The organism is Thioalkalivibrio sp. ALgr1 (assembly GCF_000378285.1).
Taxonomy (GTDB): Bacteria; Pseudomonadota; Gammaproteobacteria; order Ectothiorhodospirales; family Ectothiorhodospiraceae; genus Thioalkalivibrio.
This window is the reverse complement of record NZ_KB905137.1, coordinates 61,608-78,012: the sequence shown is the minus strand read 5'-3', so window position 1 is coordinate 78,012 and position 16,405 is coordinate 61,608. Positions and strand designations below refer to the sequence as shown.

Genomic DNA, 16,405 nt, shown 5'->3' with positions numbered 1-16,405 from the left:
ATTACGCGGCCAGTTCGCGCTGGATTTCCAGCACGCGCGCGCCCCATTCGCGGGCCTCGGCCTGGAGCTCGTCCAGGTCCAGCGTAAGCAGTTCCCGGTCCCTGAGCAATGGCCGTCCTGCGACATGGACGTCGGTTACCGCCTCGCGGGTGGCGGCGTAGACGATCTGGGCGGCGGGCTCGTGCATGGGTTGCAGCTCGATGGCGCTAAGATCGATGCTGACCACGTCGGCCTGCTTGCCCGGTTCCAGGCTGCCGATGCGGTCAGCCAGGCCCAGCGCACGGGCGCTGCCCAGCGTGGCCATCTCCAGCGCGGCGGTGGCGGGCAGGGCCGAGGCGTCGCCACTGACGCCCTTGGCCAGCAGCGCGGCCGTGCGCATCTCCCCGATCATGTCGAGATCGTTGTTGGAGGCGGTACCATCGGTGCCCAGCCCCACGGTCACGCCGGCGCCCAGCAGTTCCGCGACCGGACAGAAGCCCGAGGCGAGCTTGAGATTGGATTCCGGGCAGTGTGCGACCGACACCGGACGCCCTTGCAACAACTCGCGGTCCTGTGCGCTGACCTGGGTCATATGCACGGCGATGAACGGCTGGTCCAGGAGTCCCAGGCGTGCCAGCCGGGCCAGCGGCCGCTCCCCGTGGTCACGTTCGGCATCGGCGATCTCGCCGGCGGTCTCGTGCACATGCATGTGGATGGGGACGGCCAGCTCGCGGGCACGCTCCGCCACGCGCTGCAGGCTCTCGTCCCCGACGGTGTAGGGCGCATGCGGTGCCACGGTGTAGTGGATGCGGTCGTGGTGCTGCCAGTTCTCCACGACCTCGGCGCCCCGCTGGAAGTACTCGTCCGTGGTCTGGGCCCAGGGCGTGGGGAAGTCGAACACGGTCAGCCCCAGTGCGGCACGGATGCCGGATTCGTCGACCACGCGCGCGGCATTGTCGACGAACAGGTACATGTCACTGAAGCAGGTAGTGCCGCCGCGCAGCATCTCGGCGACCGAGAGGCGCGTGCCCGCGCGTACGAACTCGGGTGACAACAGGCGCCCTTCGGCCGGCCAGATGTAGCGTTTGAGCCAGTCCATCAGCGGGCGGTCGCTGCCTACACCGCGCAGCAGACTCATGCCGGAGTGGGTATGTACGTTGACCAGGCCGGGGGTCAGGGCATGGCCCTCGCGGTGCAGATGTTCGGCATCGGGGTACTGCGCGAGGGCTTCTTCGCGCGGCAGCAGGGTCTCGATGATGCCGTCGCGAATCACCAGTGCGTGATCGACGAGCACCGTGTCGCGCGGGATCACCGGCAGAATCTGCGAGGCACTGAGAACCAGAGTTCGGGTTGTCGACATGGGAGGCCAGACCGAGGGAATTCGGCCGCGCATGGTACCGCAAAGGGGCGGCGAAGGCCGCCCCTTTGGGCAGGCCGATCCGGTTAGCTGGCCTGGCGTCCCAGGACCTGGGCGCGTGTGACCTCGGCGACATGTCGGCCCTGGGAGGCGGCCATCGCAAGTTCGTTTTCGCTCGGCTGACGCGAGCCGTCGCCATCGGCCAGGGTAGTGGCACCGTAGGGTGTGCCGCCGCTGATTTCGCTCATATCCAGCAGCCGCTTCTCGGTGTAGGGCAGCCCGACAATGGTCATGCCGTAGTGCATCAGGTTGACGATGGTCGAGACCAGCGTGGTCTCCTGGCCCCCGTGCTGCGAGGCGGTGGAACCGAATACAGAGCCAATCTTGCCGACCAGTTTGTCGCCAAACCACAGCGCACCGGTCTGATCGAGGAAATTGGCCATTTGCGCGGACATGCGGCCAAAGCGGGTCGGGGTGCCGATGATGACCGCGTCATAGTCCGCCAGTTCTTCCGGTCTGGCGATGGGGGCGGCCTGGTCCAGCTTGGCCCCGGCCTGCTTTGCGACATCCTCGGGCATTAGTTCCGGGACGCGCTTGATCGTGACCTCGGTGCCAGGGATCTCGCGGGCGCCACGGGCGACCGCCTCGGCCATCTGCTCGATATGGCCCCAGGTGGAGTAGTACAGGATCAGGACTTTGGTGCTCATGGGAAGGACCTCCGGGTTTAATCGAGGTCCAGCTTAATTCGCAGTAAACCGAACAAAAATGGCCTTTTAATGGCTTTATTGTTCGATTAAATAGAACCGTTAATGGGGCGACTGCGCGGCGCTTTGTTGCGCGGGTGATGTCCCGAGTACCGCCCTTTCCAGGTCCGACAAGTCACCCGGGTAGCCGTACAGGAAGCCCTGGAAGTGGCGGCAGCCCAGTCCGAACAGGAAGGCCCGCTGCTCGGCCGTTTCGACCCCTTCGGCAATCACGTCCAGGTCCAGCGTGTGGGCCAGATTGACGACCATCTGCGCAATCGCGGCGTCGTTGGGGTCGTCCAGCACATCGCGCACGAAGGACTGGTCGATCTTCAGCTGTGCCAGTGGGAGCTGTTTCAGGTAGGCGAGGGACGAGTAGCCGGTGCCGAAGTCATCCAGGGCGAATTCCACGCCCAGTGTGCGCAGTTCGTCGATGTGGGCGACGACGGTGTCGATCTCCTCGAGCAGCATGCTCTCGGTCAGCTCGAGTTTCAGCCGGTCGCCCGGGGCGCCGGTCTCCTGGAGGATCTCGCGCAGCTGCTGGACGAAGTGCTTGTTGCGGAACTGCCGGGCGCTGATATTGACCGAGAGGGTCAGTTCCCGGAAGGCGGCGATGTGCTGCCAGGCAGCGAGCTGGGCGCAGGCGGTGCGCAGCACCTTCCGCCCGATGGGAACGATCAGGCCGGTCTGCTCGGCGATGGGGATGAACTCGCCGGGGGAGATCGCGCCGCGCTGCGGATGCGGCCAGCGCAACAGCAGCTCGGCGCCGATGACTCGGCCGTCGGCTTCGACCTGGGGTTGATAGACGATGGTAAATCGATCCTCGTCAAGGGCGTGGCGCAGCTCGTTTTCGAGTTCGAAGCGGGCCTCCACCGCGCGATGCAGCCCGGGGTCGTAGAAACGCACGGTATTGCGCCCGGCGTTCTTGGCCCGATACATGGCGAGGTCAGCCTGCTTCAGCACCTCTTCCACGCCGAGGCTGTGGCCGCTGAACAGGGTTGCACCAATACTGGGGGTGACGTGGCGGTTCTGGCCGGCCAGCTCGAAGGGCTCGCGCAATAGATTGATCAGCTTGCGTCCTACCGCCTCGGCCTCGGTGGCAGCGCGGGCCGGATCCGGGTGGAGGTCGTTGAGGATGACCACGAACTCATCGCCGCCCAGGCGGGCGAGCGTATCGGCCTCGCGCACGGAGTCCTCCATGCGGCGGGCGACCTGGCGCAGCAGATCATCTCCAACCGCGTGTCCCAGGGTGTCGTTGATGTCCTTGAAGTTGTCCAGATCGATGAACAGGACCGCGCCGTGGTGGCGCGAGCGCGCCGTGTTGGCGAGGGCCTGACCCAGACGGTCGTGCAGGAGCGTGCGATTGGGCAGCCCGGTCAGGCCATCGAAGAAGGCCAGGCGACGGATTTCCTCTTCGGCTTCCTTGCGGTCGGAGATGTCCATCATGGTGCCAAAGGTCGCCATGATCTGGCCGTCTTCATCGAAGCGCGCACTGGCGTAGATGCTGACCCAGCGATGACTGCCGTCGTGCGTGCGCAGGCGGATTTCCTCGGACTGCGCGTGGGTGCCCCCTTCTAGCAGGGTGTCACAAAAGTTCTGTGCGTCGTCTTGGTCCTCGGGATCCACGAAGGCACACATCGGTTTGCCGAGGGTCTCTTCGACCGGGAATCCTGTCAGGCTCTCCCAGGCTGGATTGAGCAGCGTCCAGCGGCCCTCGGCATCGGTGCGGAAGATCACCTCGGAAATGTGGTTGACGACATCCTGGTAGCGGTTCTCGCTCTCCTTCAGGGCCGCGGTGGCCCGTCGGTGGGCGGTGACGTCGAGGGTCAGGCCGCGCAGGCTGCGAGGGCTGCCCGTGCCCTCGGCCCAGGAAAGGATGTCGCGCAGCCAGATCCACTGCCCGTTGCGGTGCGCGAAGCGGTAGTCGACGACCTTGGGTTCGTTGCCGGGCTCGCGCGCAGCATCGCGTACACGGGGCAGATCGTCCGGGTGAATATGCCGGGCACGCAGTTCCCCCCGCCCCAGGTTGCGCGAGGGGAAGCCCAGCAGCTTTCGGGTGTCTCCGGCGACGAACTCCCATTCGTGGTTTTCGGGGTTCGCCTCCCAAAGGATGGCATTGGCCCCGCCCAACATGGACTCCAGGCGGGCGACGGAGCGATTCAACTGCAGGTTTTGCTGGAGCAGTGTGGACTGTGTGGTGCCCAGGTGGGCCGCCATGTCGTTGAAGGTCCGCGCCAGGTCGCCGAACTCGTCGCGGGAATCGATGCGTACCCGATGGTCAAGCTGCCCGGCCTCCAGGGCCCTGCCCCCTTGCAGGAGCAGACGCAGGCGGCGGGTCGTCATCAGGGCGAACAAAATGGCCGCGAGGATCGAGAGCCCCAGCACGCCCAGGGCCAGCAAGACATTGCGTTCCAGCAGGTTGGTCGAGAGCTGGTCGATGGCATCGGTCGAGTAGCCAACGGCGACGGTCCCCAGGGACTGACCGGAAAGCTCGATCTGCCGGGCAATCTCGACCTGGCCGGATTCACTGCGCACGCCCGCTTCGGCGGCCGGGAGGGTGTCCGGGGCGACACCGACCGAGGCCATAGGGCGCTCGCTAGCGTCGAGTACGACCGCGTACAGGACGTTGGAGTCGTCCCCCAGCAGGTCGAGGAGATCCTGGAGCATCGCGGGGTCGGCGTAGGCCAGGCCGGGCGTCAGGGCGGAGCCCAGCAGCCGGCTTTGTTGTTCGGCTGTGCGCTCCAGAACCTCCTGTTGGTTCTGCTGGACCTGGGTGATCCCGCTAAAGAGCAGCGCCGCGACCATCACGACCTGAATCGCGACGGTGCCGATGATGATCTGCCAGGCGACGTTCAGGCGCATGAAAGCGCCACAGGCCGGCCAGAGCGGGCAAGGAACGGCGGGACGCGGTGCGGCTTTGATGCGAGCAAGAGACGAAACATTGGCGTCCGGGGCAACCCGCGCCGAGCGGGATCATCGTAAAAAAGTCTTGCTACTCTACCTTAACGGGGGGTTGGTTTCTTCAATGCGAGACGGCGGACACGCTTTAGGTCGAGCGCCTCAATCGCCGCACCGCAGTGGGCTCGTGCCGCAAGGTCGGCACGAGCCTTGGCGACTCTAATAGCGGTTGATCGCGAGGCGACCCGGGCCGGTAAGGGCGAGAGCGATCGCCGAGAACAGGAACATGGCCTGCAGTTCGATGGCCCAGCCGCCGTGCTGGGTCAGCTGGACGACCTCGTCGGCATGCGCCAGGCCAATGGCGAACAGCATGTTGACCGCGATGAGTACGGCGCCAATCCTTGCATACAGGCCAATGATCAACAGGACGGGTGCTAGGACCTCCCCGATATACGCGCCATAGGCCAGCACGCCGGGTAGCCCGGCCCCGGCCAGCATCCCCTCGATATGTCCCACGCCTCCGGAGATCTTGTCGATCCCGTGCAGCAGGATCATGACGCCCAGCGCCAGTCGCAGGATCAGCTTCCCGGTGTCGTCCAGCATGTTATCCATATCGTTTTCTCCTGGTTCCCTGGTCAAGGGGAGGGTGTAGTTGATCGGTGTGGCCAACCTGTCGAGCGATCACATTCATAGGTCGTCCATAAGACTCTTGAAGGCCTGATAGTCCTCGGGGCTCGCCGGTTCAAAGCCACGGGGGTGGCCAAAGGTTCTGAGCCGTTGTTGCCCCTGAGTGGTGTCGGAGAGCTGCAGGAACAGCGTCTCCAATTCTAGAACATCCCTCTGCACGCGTTCGTGCAACACGATGGTCATGCCGGGGAAGGGGTCCGACTGGGCCAGGATGCGGGCCAGGCTGCCATCGGCAAGAGCGATGGTGCGGGGTTCGTCCCGGAGCGGGCGAGGAGGGTCGAGGGCGCGGGCATCGATCACGAGCACGGCGGCTTCGGCAAGCCCCCGCTGCATGGCCGACACGGCGGCATTGTGGTGCGGGAACTCGAGGAATCGGACGGGTGGATCTTCGCTGTCGAACACCGCGCCGACTCGCTCTCGAGCCAGCCGGGTGCCCAGACTGTGACGGGCGGGGGTTGCCAGCGTCGTGTCCTCCAGGTCCGCCAGTTGCCGGGGGGAGGTGTCCATGGGCACCACGATGATCATGGCCAGTTCGTCGCGTGAGCGTACGAGCGGTCGGTACGGGCTGCTCTCTCCAAGCGCGGGCACGACATGCGGGGCGACAATCGCCACGTCGTAGCGCTCAGTCTGCAGGCGTTCGAGAAAATGCAGGAAGTCCCGTGAGGCCTCCAGACGAACGGGCGCTTGCCGTACCTCCGCGAACCAGTCGCGTAGTGGTGCGTATCGCTGAAAGAGGTCGTGAGGGCTCGCGAATGGCTGCAGCCCAAGCTCCCAGGTGTCGTCCGCGAGCGCATGCCCGGTGAGTAGGGCGAGAGCCAGTATCAGTCCCGGCCCCCATCGGCGGGGCCGGCGACTCATGGCGGCTGGAGGGGGCGCTCCGGCACTGGCTTGGTCCATCGGGTGGGATCCCGGCGGCAGGGCTTACAGGTGTCTATAGTCAACCGCACTCGGTGTGTCCATGCGTCAATAAATCGGCGCCGCAGCCGGACGTTCGTTCGTGCTGCTGTCGGGAATCCGTTGAATCCGCCCGGGCGCGTCTCATCGGGCGGGTTGCGAGGGGGCTGGCGTCGAATTTGCATGAAGCGGTCTCGCATGCAGATGACCGCGTCGACGGGCGCGGCCGGAGGAATCAAGATGACCATTTTCGACCGGGTAGCCGAGGCGTTGCTCGCCACTTTGCAGGGGCTGACCCCGCTCACCGTTATCGGGGCCTTTTCGCTGTTGCTGTTCGCGCTCTTTCTGGTGGCCCTGATGGCGCTGACGCTTCGCCGGGCGAACGCGTTTCAGGGTGCCGCGCCGGCGCTGCTGACCACGCTCGGGGTTCTGGGTACGTTCCTCGGGGTGGCGATCGGCCTGATCGACTTCGATGCGGCGCGGGTAGAGGCGAGCATTCCGGCGTTGCTGGAGGGGCTGAAGCTCGCGTTCGTGACCAGCATCGTCGGCATCCTGCTGGCGTCGGTATTGCGCGTACTGCAGGTGATGATGCCGGCGCCGGTGATGGCAACGGATGACGGGGGCGATCCCCAGGTCAGCGGTGATCCCGAGCGCGTGCTGGCCGAGCAGCGTGATGCGACGCGAGCCCTGCTGCAGGCGGTGCAGCAGATGGACCGTCGCCTGGACCAGCGTCTCGAGACCCAGCACCACGAACTGAAGCAGAGCCTGGAGGGGCTGGCGGATCGTATGAGCGAGCTCAGCAGCGGGCATCTAGTGGCCGCGCTGGAACAGGTCATTCGCGACTTCAATGATCGCCTGGGCGAACAGTTTGGCGAGAACTTTCGTCGGCTGGATGACTCGGTGGCGCGGCTGGTGGACTGGCAGGATCGCTATCGCGAGCAGATGGATACCCTGCACCGGGCGTTCGATCAGGCACGCGAGGGCGTCGAGCAGAGCGAGGGTGCCCTGGAGCGTCTGACCGGGCAGGCGCTGAAGATTACGCGGCATGTCGAGGAGCAGGATGCGACGCTGGCCAGTCTGCGCCGGGAGACGGTGGAGCTGGAAGCCCTGCTAAGTGCGATCGCCGCGCTGCGTGATCGAGCCACCGAGGCCTTCCCGGCCATGGATGCGCGGCTCGAGGCGATGCTGGAGAGCATCGAGAACGCCGTGCAGTCCGGGCGCGCGGCCGAGTCGCGCTGGCGGGGTGACGCGTTCGCAGTGGGGGTTGCGACGCCGGCGGATACCGTGGGAGCGCGGTCGTGATCCTGCGCTGGTTGCTGCGACGCCGTGCACGCACCGGCGGCGCAGCGCACGAGGCGGATCAGGGGTCGCACTGGCTGGCAGTGGCGGACCTCATGGCCGCGTTGATGATGATCTTCCTGTTCCTGGCGCTCTTGCATATGGTCCAGGTCGAACGCTCGAGCGTGGCGCATGTCGAGGTGCGTAACGAGGCCGCCGCGTTGCGGGCGGCAATCTACTCGGTGCTGGAGGAGGAGTTTCGCGAGGATCTGCCCCGCTGGAATGCGGAACTCGACCGCGACACCCTGACGCTGCGCTTTCGCGAGCCGGAGGTCCTGTTCGAGCGGAGTTCCGCGAGCATCCGCCCGCGCTTCGAGGCGATCCTGGACGATTTCATGCCGCGTTACGCCGAGCAGCTGCGCCCGTTTGCGGACGTGATACGCGAGGTGCGTATCGAGGGGCATACCTCCAGCGAGTGGGCCGGAAGCGACGATGCGATCGATGCCTATTTTGGCAACATGGACCTGAGCCAGCGCCGCACCCGAGCAGTGCTGGAGCATGCCTACCGGCTTGAGCCCCTGCAGGAGGACGACTGGTTCCGCTCGCGCGTGGCTGCGGTCGGCTTGTCCTCGTCGCGGCGGGTGCTGGATGCCGATGGGCAAGAGGACCGCGAGGCCTCGCGGCGAGTGGAGTTCAGCGTACTGACGGACTTCGAGGCGCGGCTGCTGGGCAACGCCGAGGCCCGCCCGTCACCGGAACCGCTGGAGGCGCGTTCACCCTGATCGATGCACTGCGGACTTTTGACGCCGGTGGCCGTTAGGGAAACGCTGATTGTTCGGCGCTTCCTTAGATGCGTTCCAACAGGGCATCGCGCAGGCGGTCCTGCTGGTCTTCCGTGAGGGGGCCGCCGGCGTTGCATTCCAGCAGAAAGCTGTCTTCCACCTGCTCGCCGGCTGTGGCGATTCGGGCCGTGCGTACGTCGATGGCGTGCTCAGCCAGGATGTGGCCGATGGTCGACAGGAGTCCGGGGCGGTCGAGCGCGCGCAGCCGCATGCGTGTCGCCTGCCCACCGGAGGCGGGTTCGAATTCGATTCGCGTATCGACATCGAAGTGCTTCAGGCGGCGTGGTAACTGGCGGCTTACCGGGGACTTTTCGCCATCGGTGCGGGTGAGTTCGTTGGCAAGGTACTGGCGAATCTCGTCGCTGCGGTAGCCGGCATCCACAGTCTGGCCGCCGCCGCTCTCCAGCACCATGAAGGTGTCCAGCGTACGTCCCCCCGCGGTGGTGATGATGCGGGCATCGACGATGTCGAGACCCAGCTGGGTCAACGCGCTGGTGATGCGGGCGAACAGGTAGGGGTGGTCTTCCGCATAGACGAAGATCTCGGTGCTGCCACGCGAGGTCTTGGGCCTCACGAGAATCAGCGGCAGTTCGTCAGCCTTCAGTGGCAGCAGGGCCTGTCCGTGCCAGGCGACCTCGTCGGCGGAGTGGCGCAGGAAGTACTCGTCTTCGAGTTCGTCCCACAGGGCCTCGGCGTCGTGGGCCCCAAAGCCGCGCCCCTGGAGCAACTGCAGGGCCTCGCCGCGAGTCTCGCGGATCTGTGTGTCCATATTCGGGGCCGCGTCGAGCCCGCGTTCGAGGAGGTTGCGCGTGGCGTGATAGAGCGTCTGCAGCAGCGAGTCCTTCCAGCTGTTCCATAGCTCTGGGTTGGTGCCGCGGATATCGGCGATGGTCAGCAGGTACAGGAAGTCGAGGCGTTCGCGGGTGCGCACCTCGCGGGTGAAGGCCAGCACGACATCGGGATCGGAGATGTCCTTGCGCTGGGCGGTCAGCGACATCAGCAGGTGGGAGCGCACCAGCCAGGCCACCAGGCCGGCGTCCTCGTCCGACAGGCCGTGCTGCTGGCAGAAGTGCAGGGCATCGTGGGCGCCCAGCTCCGAGTGGTCGCCGCCGCGACCCTTGGCGATGTCATGGAACAGGGCCCCCAGTACGAGCCGTTCCGGGCGTTCCAGCTCGGTGTAGATGCGGTGAGCGAGCGGCTGTTCGTGGGCGAATTCGGGCAGGGCCAGCCGGCGCGCGTTGCGCACGACGTTGAGGGTGTGCTCGTCGACCGTGTAGGCATGGAACAGGTCGTACTGCATGCGCCCGATGATGCGTCCGAAGGCCGGCAGGTAGTTGCCCAGCACGCCGTAGCGGTTCATGCGGCGCAGCTGGCTGGTAATGCCGCGGGGCGCGCGCAGGATATCCATGAACAGGGTGCGGCAGACGGGGTTGCGGCGGAAGTGGCCGTCGATCAGATGGCGGTGGGCGCGGATCAGGCGGATGGTCGAGGCGCGGATGCCCTGGATCTCCGGGTGCTCCTGCAACAGGCGAAAGACCTCCAGCAGGGCCGGCGGGTAGATCATGAAGACCTGGTCGTGTGCCACTTCCAGATAACCGCCGCGAACCTGGAAGCGCTGATGGATGCGCACTGGATCCTGCAGGGCCTCCGGGTCGTCGAGGATGGCCTCGTTGAAGTGCTGCAGCAGGAGTTCGTTGAGCCGCTCCAGATCGCTGATCGTGCGGAAATAGCGCTGCATGAACTGCTCGACCGCGCGATTGTGGTTCTGGTCCACGAAGCCAAATGTGTTGGCCAGCTGGCGCTGGAGGTCGAACAGCAACCGATCCTCGCGGCGCCCGGCGAGCATGTGCAGGGCGAAGCGCACGCGCCAGAGAAAGCTCTGGCCCTCCAGCATCTCGTGAAGCTCGCCCTCGCGAAGGAAGCCCAGCGAGACCAGCTCCTCGATACGTTCCGCGCCGTAGTGGCGCTTGGTCACCCAGCCGATCATCTGGATGTCGCGCAGCCCGCCGGGGCCTTCCTTCACGTTGGGTTCCAGGCGGTACCCGGTCTCGCCGAAGCGGCGGTGCCGGGCCTGTTGTTCCGCGAGCTTGGCCGCGTAGAAGCTACGCGAGTCCCAGATGCGATCGGAGTCGATCGCGGATCGAAAATCGTTGAAAAGACTTAAATTGCCACTTAAATAGCGCGACTCGATCAGGTTCGTCGCGACCGTGATGTCGTCGCGGGCCTCGCGGGTGCAGTCCTCGATGCTGCGCACGCTGTGCCCGACCTCGATCCCGATATCCCAGAGGAAGGTAACGAACGCGCTGATCCGGTCGAACACCTCTCGGTCCGCCGTGCCATCGATCACGATCTGGAGGTCGATGTCGGAGGCCGGGTGCAGCTCGCCGCGCCCGTAGCCGCCCACCGCGACCAGGCACAGGCGGTCGTCGTCGGCCAGGCCCTGCTGGGCCCAGATCAGCTTGAGCATTTCGTCGATGCGCCGGGCGTGACCGAGGATCAGGTCCTCGATCGGCATGCCGTCGCGAAAGCCCTGGTATTGCTGTTCGAGGATCGCATGCCGACGGTCGCGGAACAGGGCGATATTCCCGGGATTGCGGCTCAGACGCTGGTAGTCCTCGCCCCAGTCGGGCGAGAACGCGGGCGCGTCGGCCTCGCTGGGCGTGCCGCCGGCGGGCAGGGTGCTCATGGGCACCTCCTCAGGCCGCGAGTTCCTGGGGCGGTGTCTCGTCCTTGCGCAGGGTCAGGATCTCGTAGCCGTCGGCCGTGACCAGCAGGGTGTGCTCCCACTGTGCGGACGGACTGTGGTCCTTGGTGACGGCGGTCCAGCCGTCGGCGAGGATCCGGGTATGCCGGCGCCCGGCATTGATCATCGGCTCGATGGTGAAGCACATGCCTTCCTCGAGCTTGAGGCCGGTACCCGGCTTGCCGTAGTGGAGCACCTGCGGGTCTTCGTGGAAGCCCCGCCCGATGCCGTGGCCGCAGAATTCGCGCACCACCGAGCAGCGCTGACCCTCGGCGTACTGCTGAATCGCGTGCCCGATGTCGCCGAGGGTCGCGCCGGGGCGTACCTGCTGGATGCCGAGATACATGCTGGTGCGCGCGACGTCGATCACGCGCTGGGCCTGGATGCTGGGCTTGCCGATCACGAACATGCGGCTGGTGTCGCCGTGAAAGCCGTTCTTGATCACGGTGATGTCGATATTGAGGATGTCGCCGTTCTTCAGCTTGCGATCGCCCGGGATGCCGTGACACACCTGATGGTTGACCGAGGTGCAGATCGACTTGGGGAAGCCGCGGTAGTTGAGCGGCGCGGGGATCGCGTCCTGGGTCTTCACGATGTAGTCGTGGCAGATGCGGTCCAGCTCGCCGGTGGTGACCCCGGCCTGCACATGCGGCTCGATCATCTCCAGGACCTCGGCGGCCAGGCGGCCGGCGACGCGCATGTGTTCGATCTCTTCGGGGGTCTTGATGGTTACGGACATGGGGGCTCCGGTCGAGACCTGTGAGGGCTCGCGCGACGGGTTTCGGGAGCCCGCGACACGGCGCCAATCAGGGCCCGGATAGTTGGTTCAAGTCAGCGTCCTATGCTATAAAGCGCGCGCCTCGCTGGCAATTCGGCGGGGCCGGGAGGCGGCCAACAGCCGGCGGTCTCGCGAACTTAAATCCACACACGCATCGACACGGTCTGTCGGGTGCCCGCCAGGAGGCTACGGTCTCGTGCTCGGGTTTCAGATCGGGATGCGTGGAGGCTCAACCCGTTACAGGAGAAACCTCATGTCCCTCGTGACTATGCGACAGATGCTGGAAGCCGGTGTGCATTTCGGCCACCAGACGCGTTACTGGCATCCCAAAATGGCCCCGTACATCTTCGGGGAACGCAACAAGATTCATATCATCAACCTCGAAAAGTCCCTGCCGATGTTCAACGACGCGTTGAACTTCCTCGGCAAGATTGCCGCGGACGGCGGCAAGATCATGTTCGTGGGCACCAAGCGCTCGGCGCGTGAAGTGGTGGGTGAAGAGGCGCGCCGTTGCGGCATGCCGTTCGTGTCCCATCGCTGGCTGGGCGGCATGCTGACCAACTTCAGCACGGTCAAGCAGTCGATCAAGCGCCTGAAGGATCTGGAGACCATGGACGCCGATGGCAGCTTCGAGGTGCTGAACAAGCGCGAAGCGCTGACCCGCCGCCGCGAGAAGGACAAGCTCGAGCGCAGTCTGGGTGGCATCAAGGACATGAACCGCATGCCCGACGCGATGTTCGTGATCGATGTCGGCTACGAGAAGATCGCGGTGGCCGAGGCCAAGAAGCGCGGTATTCCGGTCGTCGCGGTGGTCGATTCCAACCACTCGCCGGAAGGCGTGGACTACGTGATCCCGGGCAACGATGACGCGATGCGTGCGATCCAGCTCTACGTGGCTGCGATCGCCGACACGATCATCGAGGCCAAGGGCGCGGTGACCACGGGCGGCGTGTCCGAGGACGAGTTCGCGGGTGCAGACGCCGCTGCTGGTGGCAGTGCCGAATCCAGCGAGGCGGCCCCGGCCAACCCGGCCTGAGTCGGCATCGGGCCCGGTGCGCGATACCGCGCCCGGGCCACTTGAACCAAAGAGCCGGCCCCGGTTTGTTGCGTGGCCGGCTCGATTGACGAAATTTTCAGGAGTACTTCCCGATGCAGATTACTGCTGCCCAAGTGAAAGAACTGCGCGAGCGCACTGGCGCCGGCATGATGGAGTGCAAGAAGGCACTGACCGAGACCGGGGGCGACCTGGAAGCCGCCGTGGAGGCCATGCGCAAGTCCGGCATGGCCAAGGCCGACAAGAAGGCCGGTCGTGTGGCGGCCGAAGGTCGCGTCGAGATCGTCAGCGAGGGCAACAAGGCCGTGCTGGTCGAGATCAACTGCGAGACTGACTTTGTTGGTAACGACGACAACTTCCGTGCCTTTTCCGCGCAGTGCGCCCAGATTGCCCTGAGCTCCGGCGCGGGCGACGTGGAAGGCCTGATGGCCGAGACCGTCGATGGCCAGACCCTCGAGGAGCAACGCACCCAGCTGATCGCGAAGGTTGGCGAGAACGTGCAGGTCCGCCGCTTCGATCGCCTGCAGGCCGAAGACGCGCTGGGTTTCTACCAGCACGGCACGCGTATTGGCGTGGTGGTCAGCCTGAAGGGGGGCGACGAGGCCCTCGCGAAGGACGTTGCCATGCATATCGCGGCTTCGAAGCCGGTATGCGTGGACGAGTCCGGCGTGCCGCAGGAGCTGCTCGACAAGGAGCGCGCGATCTTCAAGGCGCAGGCCGAGGAGTCCGGCAAGCCGGAGAACATCATCGAGAAGATGATCGAAGGCCGCATTCGCAAGTACCTCGCCGAGATCACCCTGGTGGGTCAGCCGTTTGTGAAGGACCCGGATCAGACCGTTGCCCAGCTGCTGGAAGCGAAGGGCGCCTCGGTCACGGGTTTCCTGCGCTACGAGGTGGGTGAAGGGATCGAGAAGAAAAAAGAGAACTTCGCCGAAGAAGTGATGGCCCAGGCCCGCGGGGCCTGATTCGCCGAATCGCTTTGGCGTAGACTCCCGATGCGGGCGCAGGACGCGCCCGCATCGCTCGCCGGCCGGCATTCACGGCCATTGATGACAGGTGCAGGACCCGAGCCCGATAAAGGAGCCCAATGAGTCAGGACAGGCAGCCCGCGTACAGGCGCATCCTTCTGAAGTTGAGTGGGGAGGCCCTGATGGGCCAGCAATCCTATGGGGTGGACCCGGATGTCCTGGCGCAGGTCGCCGAAGAGGTGTCGGAGCTTTCGAGCATGGGTGTCGAGGTCGGCATCGTGATCGGAGGGGGCAACATCTTTCGTGGCGCCGGTCTCGCCCAGGGTGGCATGGACCGGGTTACGGGCGACCACATGGGCATGCTGGCAACGGTCATCAATGCCCTGGCCATTCAGGATGCGATCGAACGCGCAGGCCGCTTCTCCCGCGTGATGTCGGCCATCCGCATCAATCAGGTCTGCGAAGACTACATTCGCCGCCGCGCTGTGCGGCATCTGGAAAAGGGCCGGATCGTGGTGTTCGCCGCGGGAACCGGCAACCCATTCTTTACCACCGACTCCGCCGCCTCGCTGCGCGCCATCGAGATCAATGCCGAGTTGATGATCAAGGCCACAAAGGTGGACGGGGTCTATGATTCGGACCCGATGAAGAGCAAGGATGCCCGCCGTTATGAACGGCTGACGTTCGACGAGGCGCTGGAACGCCGTCTGGGTGTAATGGATACGACCGCGCTGGTGATGTGTCGTGACAACGGCCTGCCAATCCGCGTGATGAACATGTTTGCAAAAGGGGACCTCCGCCGGCTGGTGATGGGCGAGCCGGTGGGAACCCTGGTCGAGGGATCCCGAGATGACTGACGCCACGATCAAGGACGCGCGCCAGCGCATGGACAAGAGCATCGAGGCCCTGCGCAACGAGCTGGCCAAGATTCGCACGGGTCGCGCGCACCCCAGTCTGCTCGAGCATGTGCATGTCGACTACTACGGCATGGAAGTGCCGATCAATCAGGTCGCGAACATCAACGCCGAGGACTCGCGCACCCTGGCCGTGGTGCCGTACGAAAAGGACATGGTCGCGAAGGTAGAGAAGGCGATCATGACCTCGGATCTGGGGCTGAACCCGGCGAGCATGGGCACCGTGATCCGGGTGCCGCTGCCGGCGCTGACGGAAGAACGCCGCCGCGACCTGGTCAAGGTGGTTAGGGCGGAGGCCGAAAATGCGCGTGTTGCAGTGCGCAATATCCGGCGCGACGCCAACAATACCTTCAAGCAGGCGGTGAAGGACAAGGAGGTCTCGGAAGACGAAGAGCGCAAGGCACAGGAACAGGTGCAAAAGCTCACCGACGACCACATCGCCAAGATCGATGCATTGCTCGAGGACAAGGAAGCCGAGTTGATGGAAGTCTGACCGGCCACCCCTGTATGCCGGTTTCCTCCGCCACCGACCCCGCGCTGCCCGGCCACGTTGCCATCATCATGGATGGCAACGGGCGCTGGGCCCAGGCCCGTGGCTTGGAGCGCTCCGAAGGCCACCGCGAGGGTCTGGAGGCGACTCGCCGGGCTGTGCGTTTCTACGCCGAACACGGCATTCAGTCCCTCACGGTATTTGCCTTCAGCAGTGAGAACTGGGGGCGCCCCCGTTCCGAGGTCGAGGCGCTCTTTGAACTCTTCGTCACGGCCATCGAGGGAGAGCTCCCCGAGCTGGTCGAGCGCGGCATTCGCCTGAGATTCATCGGCGATCGCGCCACTTTTCCCCCAACGCTACAAACCCGCATGTGCGAGGCCGAAGAGGCCACGGCCGGCAATGAGGGGATGTGCCTGGTGGTTGCGCTGGGGTATGGCGGCCGCTGGGACATCCTGCAGGCGGCCAGGAAGTGGGTGGCCAAGGGGGGGGCGGAGGCCGATGGTGATGCCGAGTCCGCCTTTGCGGCCGAGTTGAGTACGACCGGTCTGGCCGACGTGGACCTGCTGATCCGCACCGGTGGCGAACAACGCATCAGCAACTTCCTGCTGTGGCAGGCGGCCTACGCCGAAATACTGTTCATCGAGACCTACTGGCCGGATGTCGGCGAGAAGGATTTCGAGCGCAGCCTGGCCTGGTATGCCCAACGCCAGCGGCGTTTTGGGCGAGTGTCGGCCGGGGCCTATTCAGCGACCGAGGTCCCCGGTGCTTAGAACCCGTGTA

General features: G+C 65.3%; 14 protein-coding genes. 7 read left to right on the top strand and 7 right to left on the bottom strand.

Features of this window, described 5'->3' with window-relative positions:
- Position 1: 1 nt before the first annotated feature.
- The 5 genes from F466_RS0112195 to F466_RS0112175 form a co-directional block, all read right to left on the bottom strand.
- Positions 2–1,339 (bottom strand): TRZ/ATZ family hydrolase, encoded by a 1,338-nt coding sequence (locus F466_RS0112195; RefSeq protein WP_018139606.1) that lies wholly within the window; start codon positions 1,337–1,339, stop codon positions 2–4.
- 83 nt (positions 1,340–1,422) lie between these two features.
- Positions 1,423–2,043, bottom strand: coding sequence for an NAD(P)H:quinone oxidoreductase (gene wrbA / locus F466_RS0112190; RefSeq protein ID WP_018139607.1), 621 nt, complete (start codon positions 2,041–2,043; stop codon positions 1,423–1,425).
- A gap of 99 nt (positions 2,044–2,142) precedes the next feature.
- Positions 2,143–4,941, bottom strand: a complete 2,799-nt coding sequence (locus tag F466_RS0112185) for an EAL domain-containing protein (protein ID WP_018994245.1) — start codon at positions 4,939–4,941, stop codon at positions 2,143–2,145.
- A 255-nt stretch (positions 4,942–5,196) separates the two neighbouring features.
- A complete protein-coding gene (locus F466_RS0112180) occupies positions 5,197–5,589 on the bottom strand; it encodes a DoxX family protein (protein ID WP_018173970.1) in 393 nt (130 codons plus the stop codon).
- Between the two features lie 75 nt (positions 5,590–5,664).
- Positions 5,665–6,522, bottom strand: a complete 858-nt coding sequence (locus F466_RS0112175; RefSeq protein ID WP_018994244.1) for a phosphate/phosphite/phosphonate ABC transporter substrate-binding protein — start codon at positions 6,520–6,522, stop codon at positions 5,665–5,667.
- A gap of 234 nt (positions 6,523–6,756) precedes the next feature.
- On the opposite strand from F466_RS0112175, the gene F466_RS0112170 reads away from it, so the two are divergent.
- Together F466_RS0112170 and F466_RS0112165 are read left to right on the top strand one after the other, a co-directional pair.
- The gene (locus tag F466_RS0112170; protein WP_019592670.1) at positions 6,757–7,860 is read left to right on the top strand and encodes a hypothetical protein; all 1,104 of its coding nucleotides are present in this window, start codon (positions 6,757–6,759) and stop codon (positions 7,858–7,860) included.
- Positions 7,857–8,618: an OmpA family protein gene (locus F466_RS0112165; protein WP_018994242.1), complete on the top strand. Its 762-nt coding sequence runs from the start codon at positions 7,857–7,859 to the stop codon at positions 8,616–8,618. The genes F466_RS0112170 and F466_RS0112165 overlap by 4 nt, the downstream gene beginning before the upstream one ends.
- Before the next feature lie 64 nt (positions 8,619–8,682).
- On the opposite strand, the gene glnD is transcribed toward F466_RS0112165, so the two are convergent.
- Together glnD and map are read right to left on the bottom strand one after the other, a co-directional pair.
- Positions 8,683–11,364, bottom strand: coding sequence for a [protein-PII] uridylyltransferase (gene glnD / locus F466_RS0112160; protein WP_018994241.1), 2,682 nt, complete (start codon positions 11,362–11,364; stop codon positions 8,683–8,685).
- A gap of 10 nt (positions 11,365–11,374) precedes the next feature.
- Positions 11,375–12,160 carry a type I methionyl aminopeptidase gene (gene map / locus F466_RS0112155; protein ID WP_018139614.1) on the bottom strand — a complete coding sequence of 262 codons (786 nt, stop codon included), beginning with the start codon at positions 12,158–12,160 and terminating at the stop codon, positions 11,375–11,377.
- A gap of 292 nt (positions 12,161–12,452) precedes the next feature.
- On the opposite strand from map, the gene rpsB reads away from it, so the two are divergent.
- The 5 genes from rpsB (at position 12,453) to uppS (ending at position 16,395) form a co-directional block, all read left to right on the top strand.
- On the top strand, positions 12,453–13,235 hold the full coding sequence (gene rpsB / locus F466_RS0112150) for a 30S ribosomal protein S2 (protein ID WP_018139615.1): 783 nt from the start codon (positions 12,453–12,455) through the stop codon (positions 13,233–13,235).
- Positions 13,236–13,348: 113 nt separating this feature from the next.
- On the top strand, positions 13,349–14,218 hold the full coding sequence (tsf, locus tag F466_RS0112145) for a translation elongation factor Ts (RefSeq protein ID WP_018139616.1): 870 nt from the start codon (positions 13,349–13,351) through the stop codon (positions 14,216–14,218).
- A gap of 122 nt (positions 14,219–14,340) precedes the next feature.
- On the top strand, positions 14,341–15,078 hold the full coding sequence (gene pyrH, locus F466_RS0112140; RefSeq protein WP_018139617.1) for a UMP kinase: 738 nt from the start codon (positions 14,341–14,343) through the stop codon (positions 15,076–15,078).
- Entirely contained in the window at positions 15,071–15,628 is a 558-nt protein-coding gene (frr, locus tag F466_RS0112135) for a ribosome recycling factor (protein ID WP_012982883.1), read from the top strand. The genes pyrH and frr overlap by 8 nt, the downstream gene beginning before the upstream one ends.
- A gap of 14 nt (positions 15,629–15,642) precedes the next feature.
- Positions 15,643–16,395 (top strand): polyprenyl diphosphate synthase, encoded by a 753-nt coding sequence (uppS, locus tag F466_RS0112130; protein ID WP_018994240.1) that lies wholly within the window; start codon positions 15,643–15,645, stop codon positions 16,393–16,395.
- Positions 16,396–16,405: the final 10 nt, after the last annotated feature.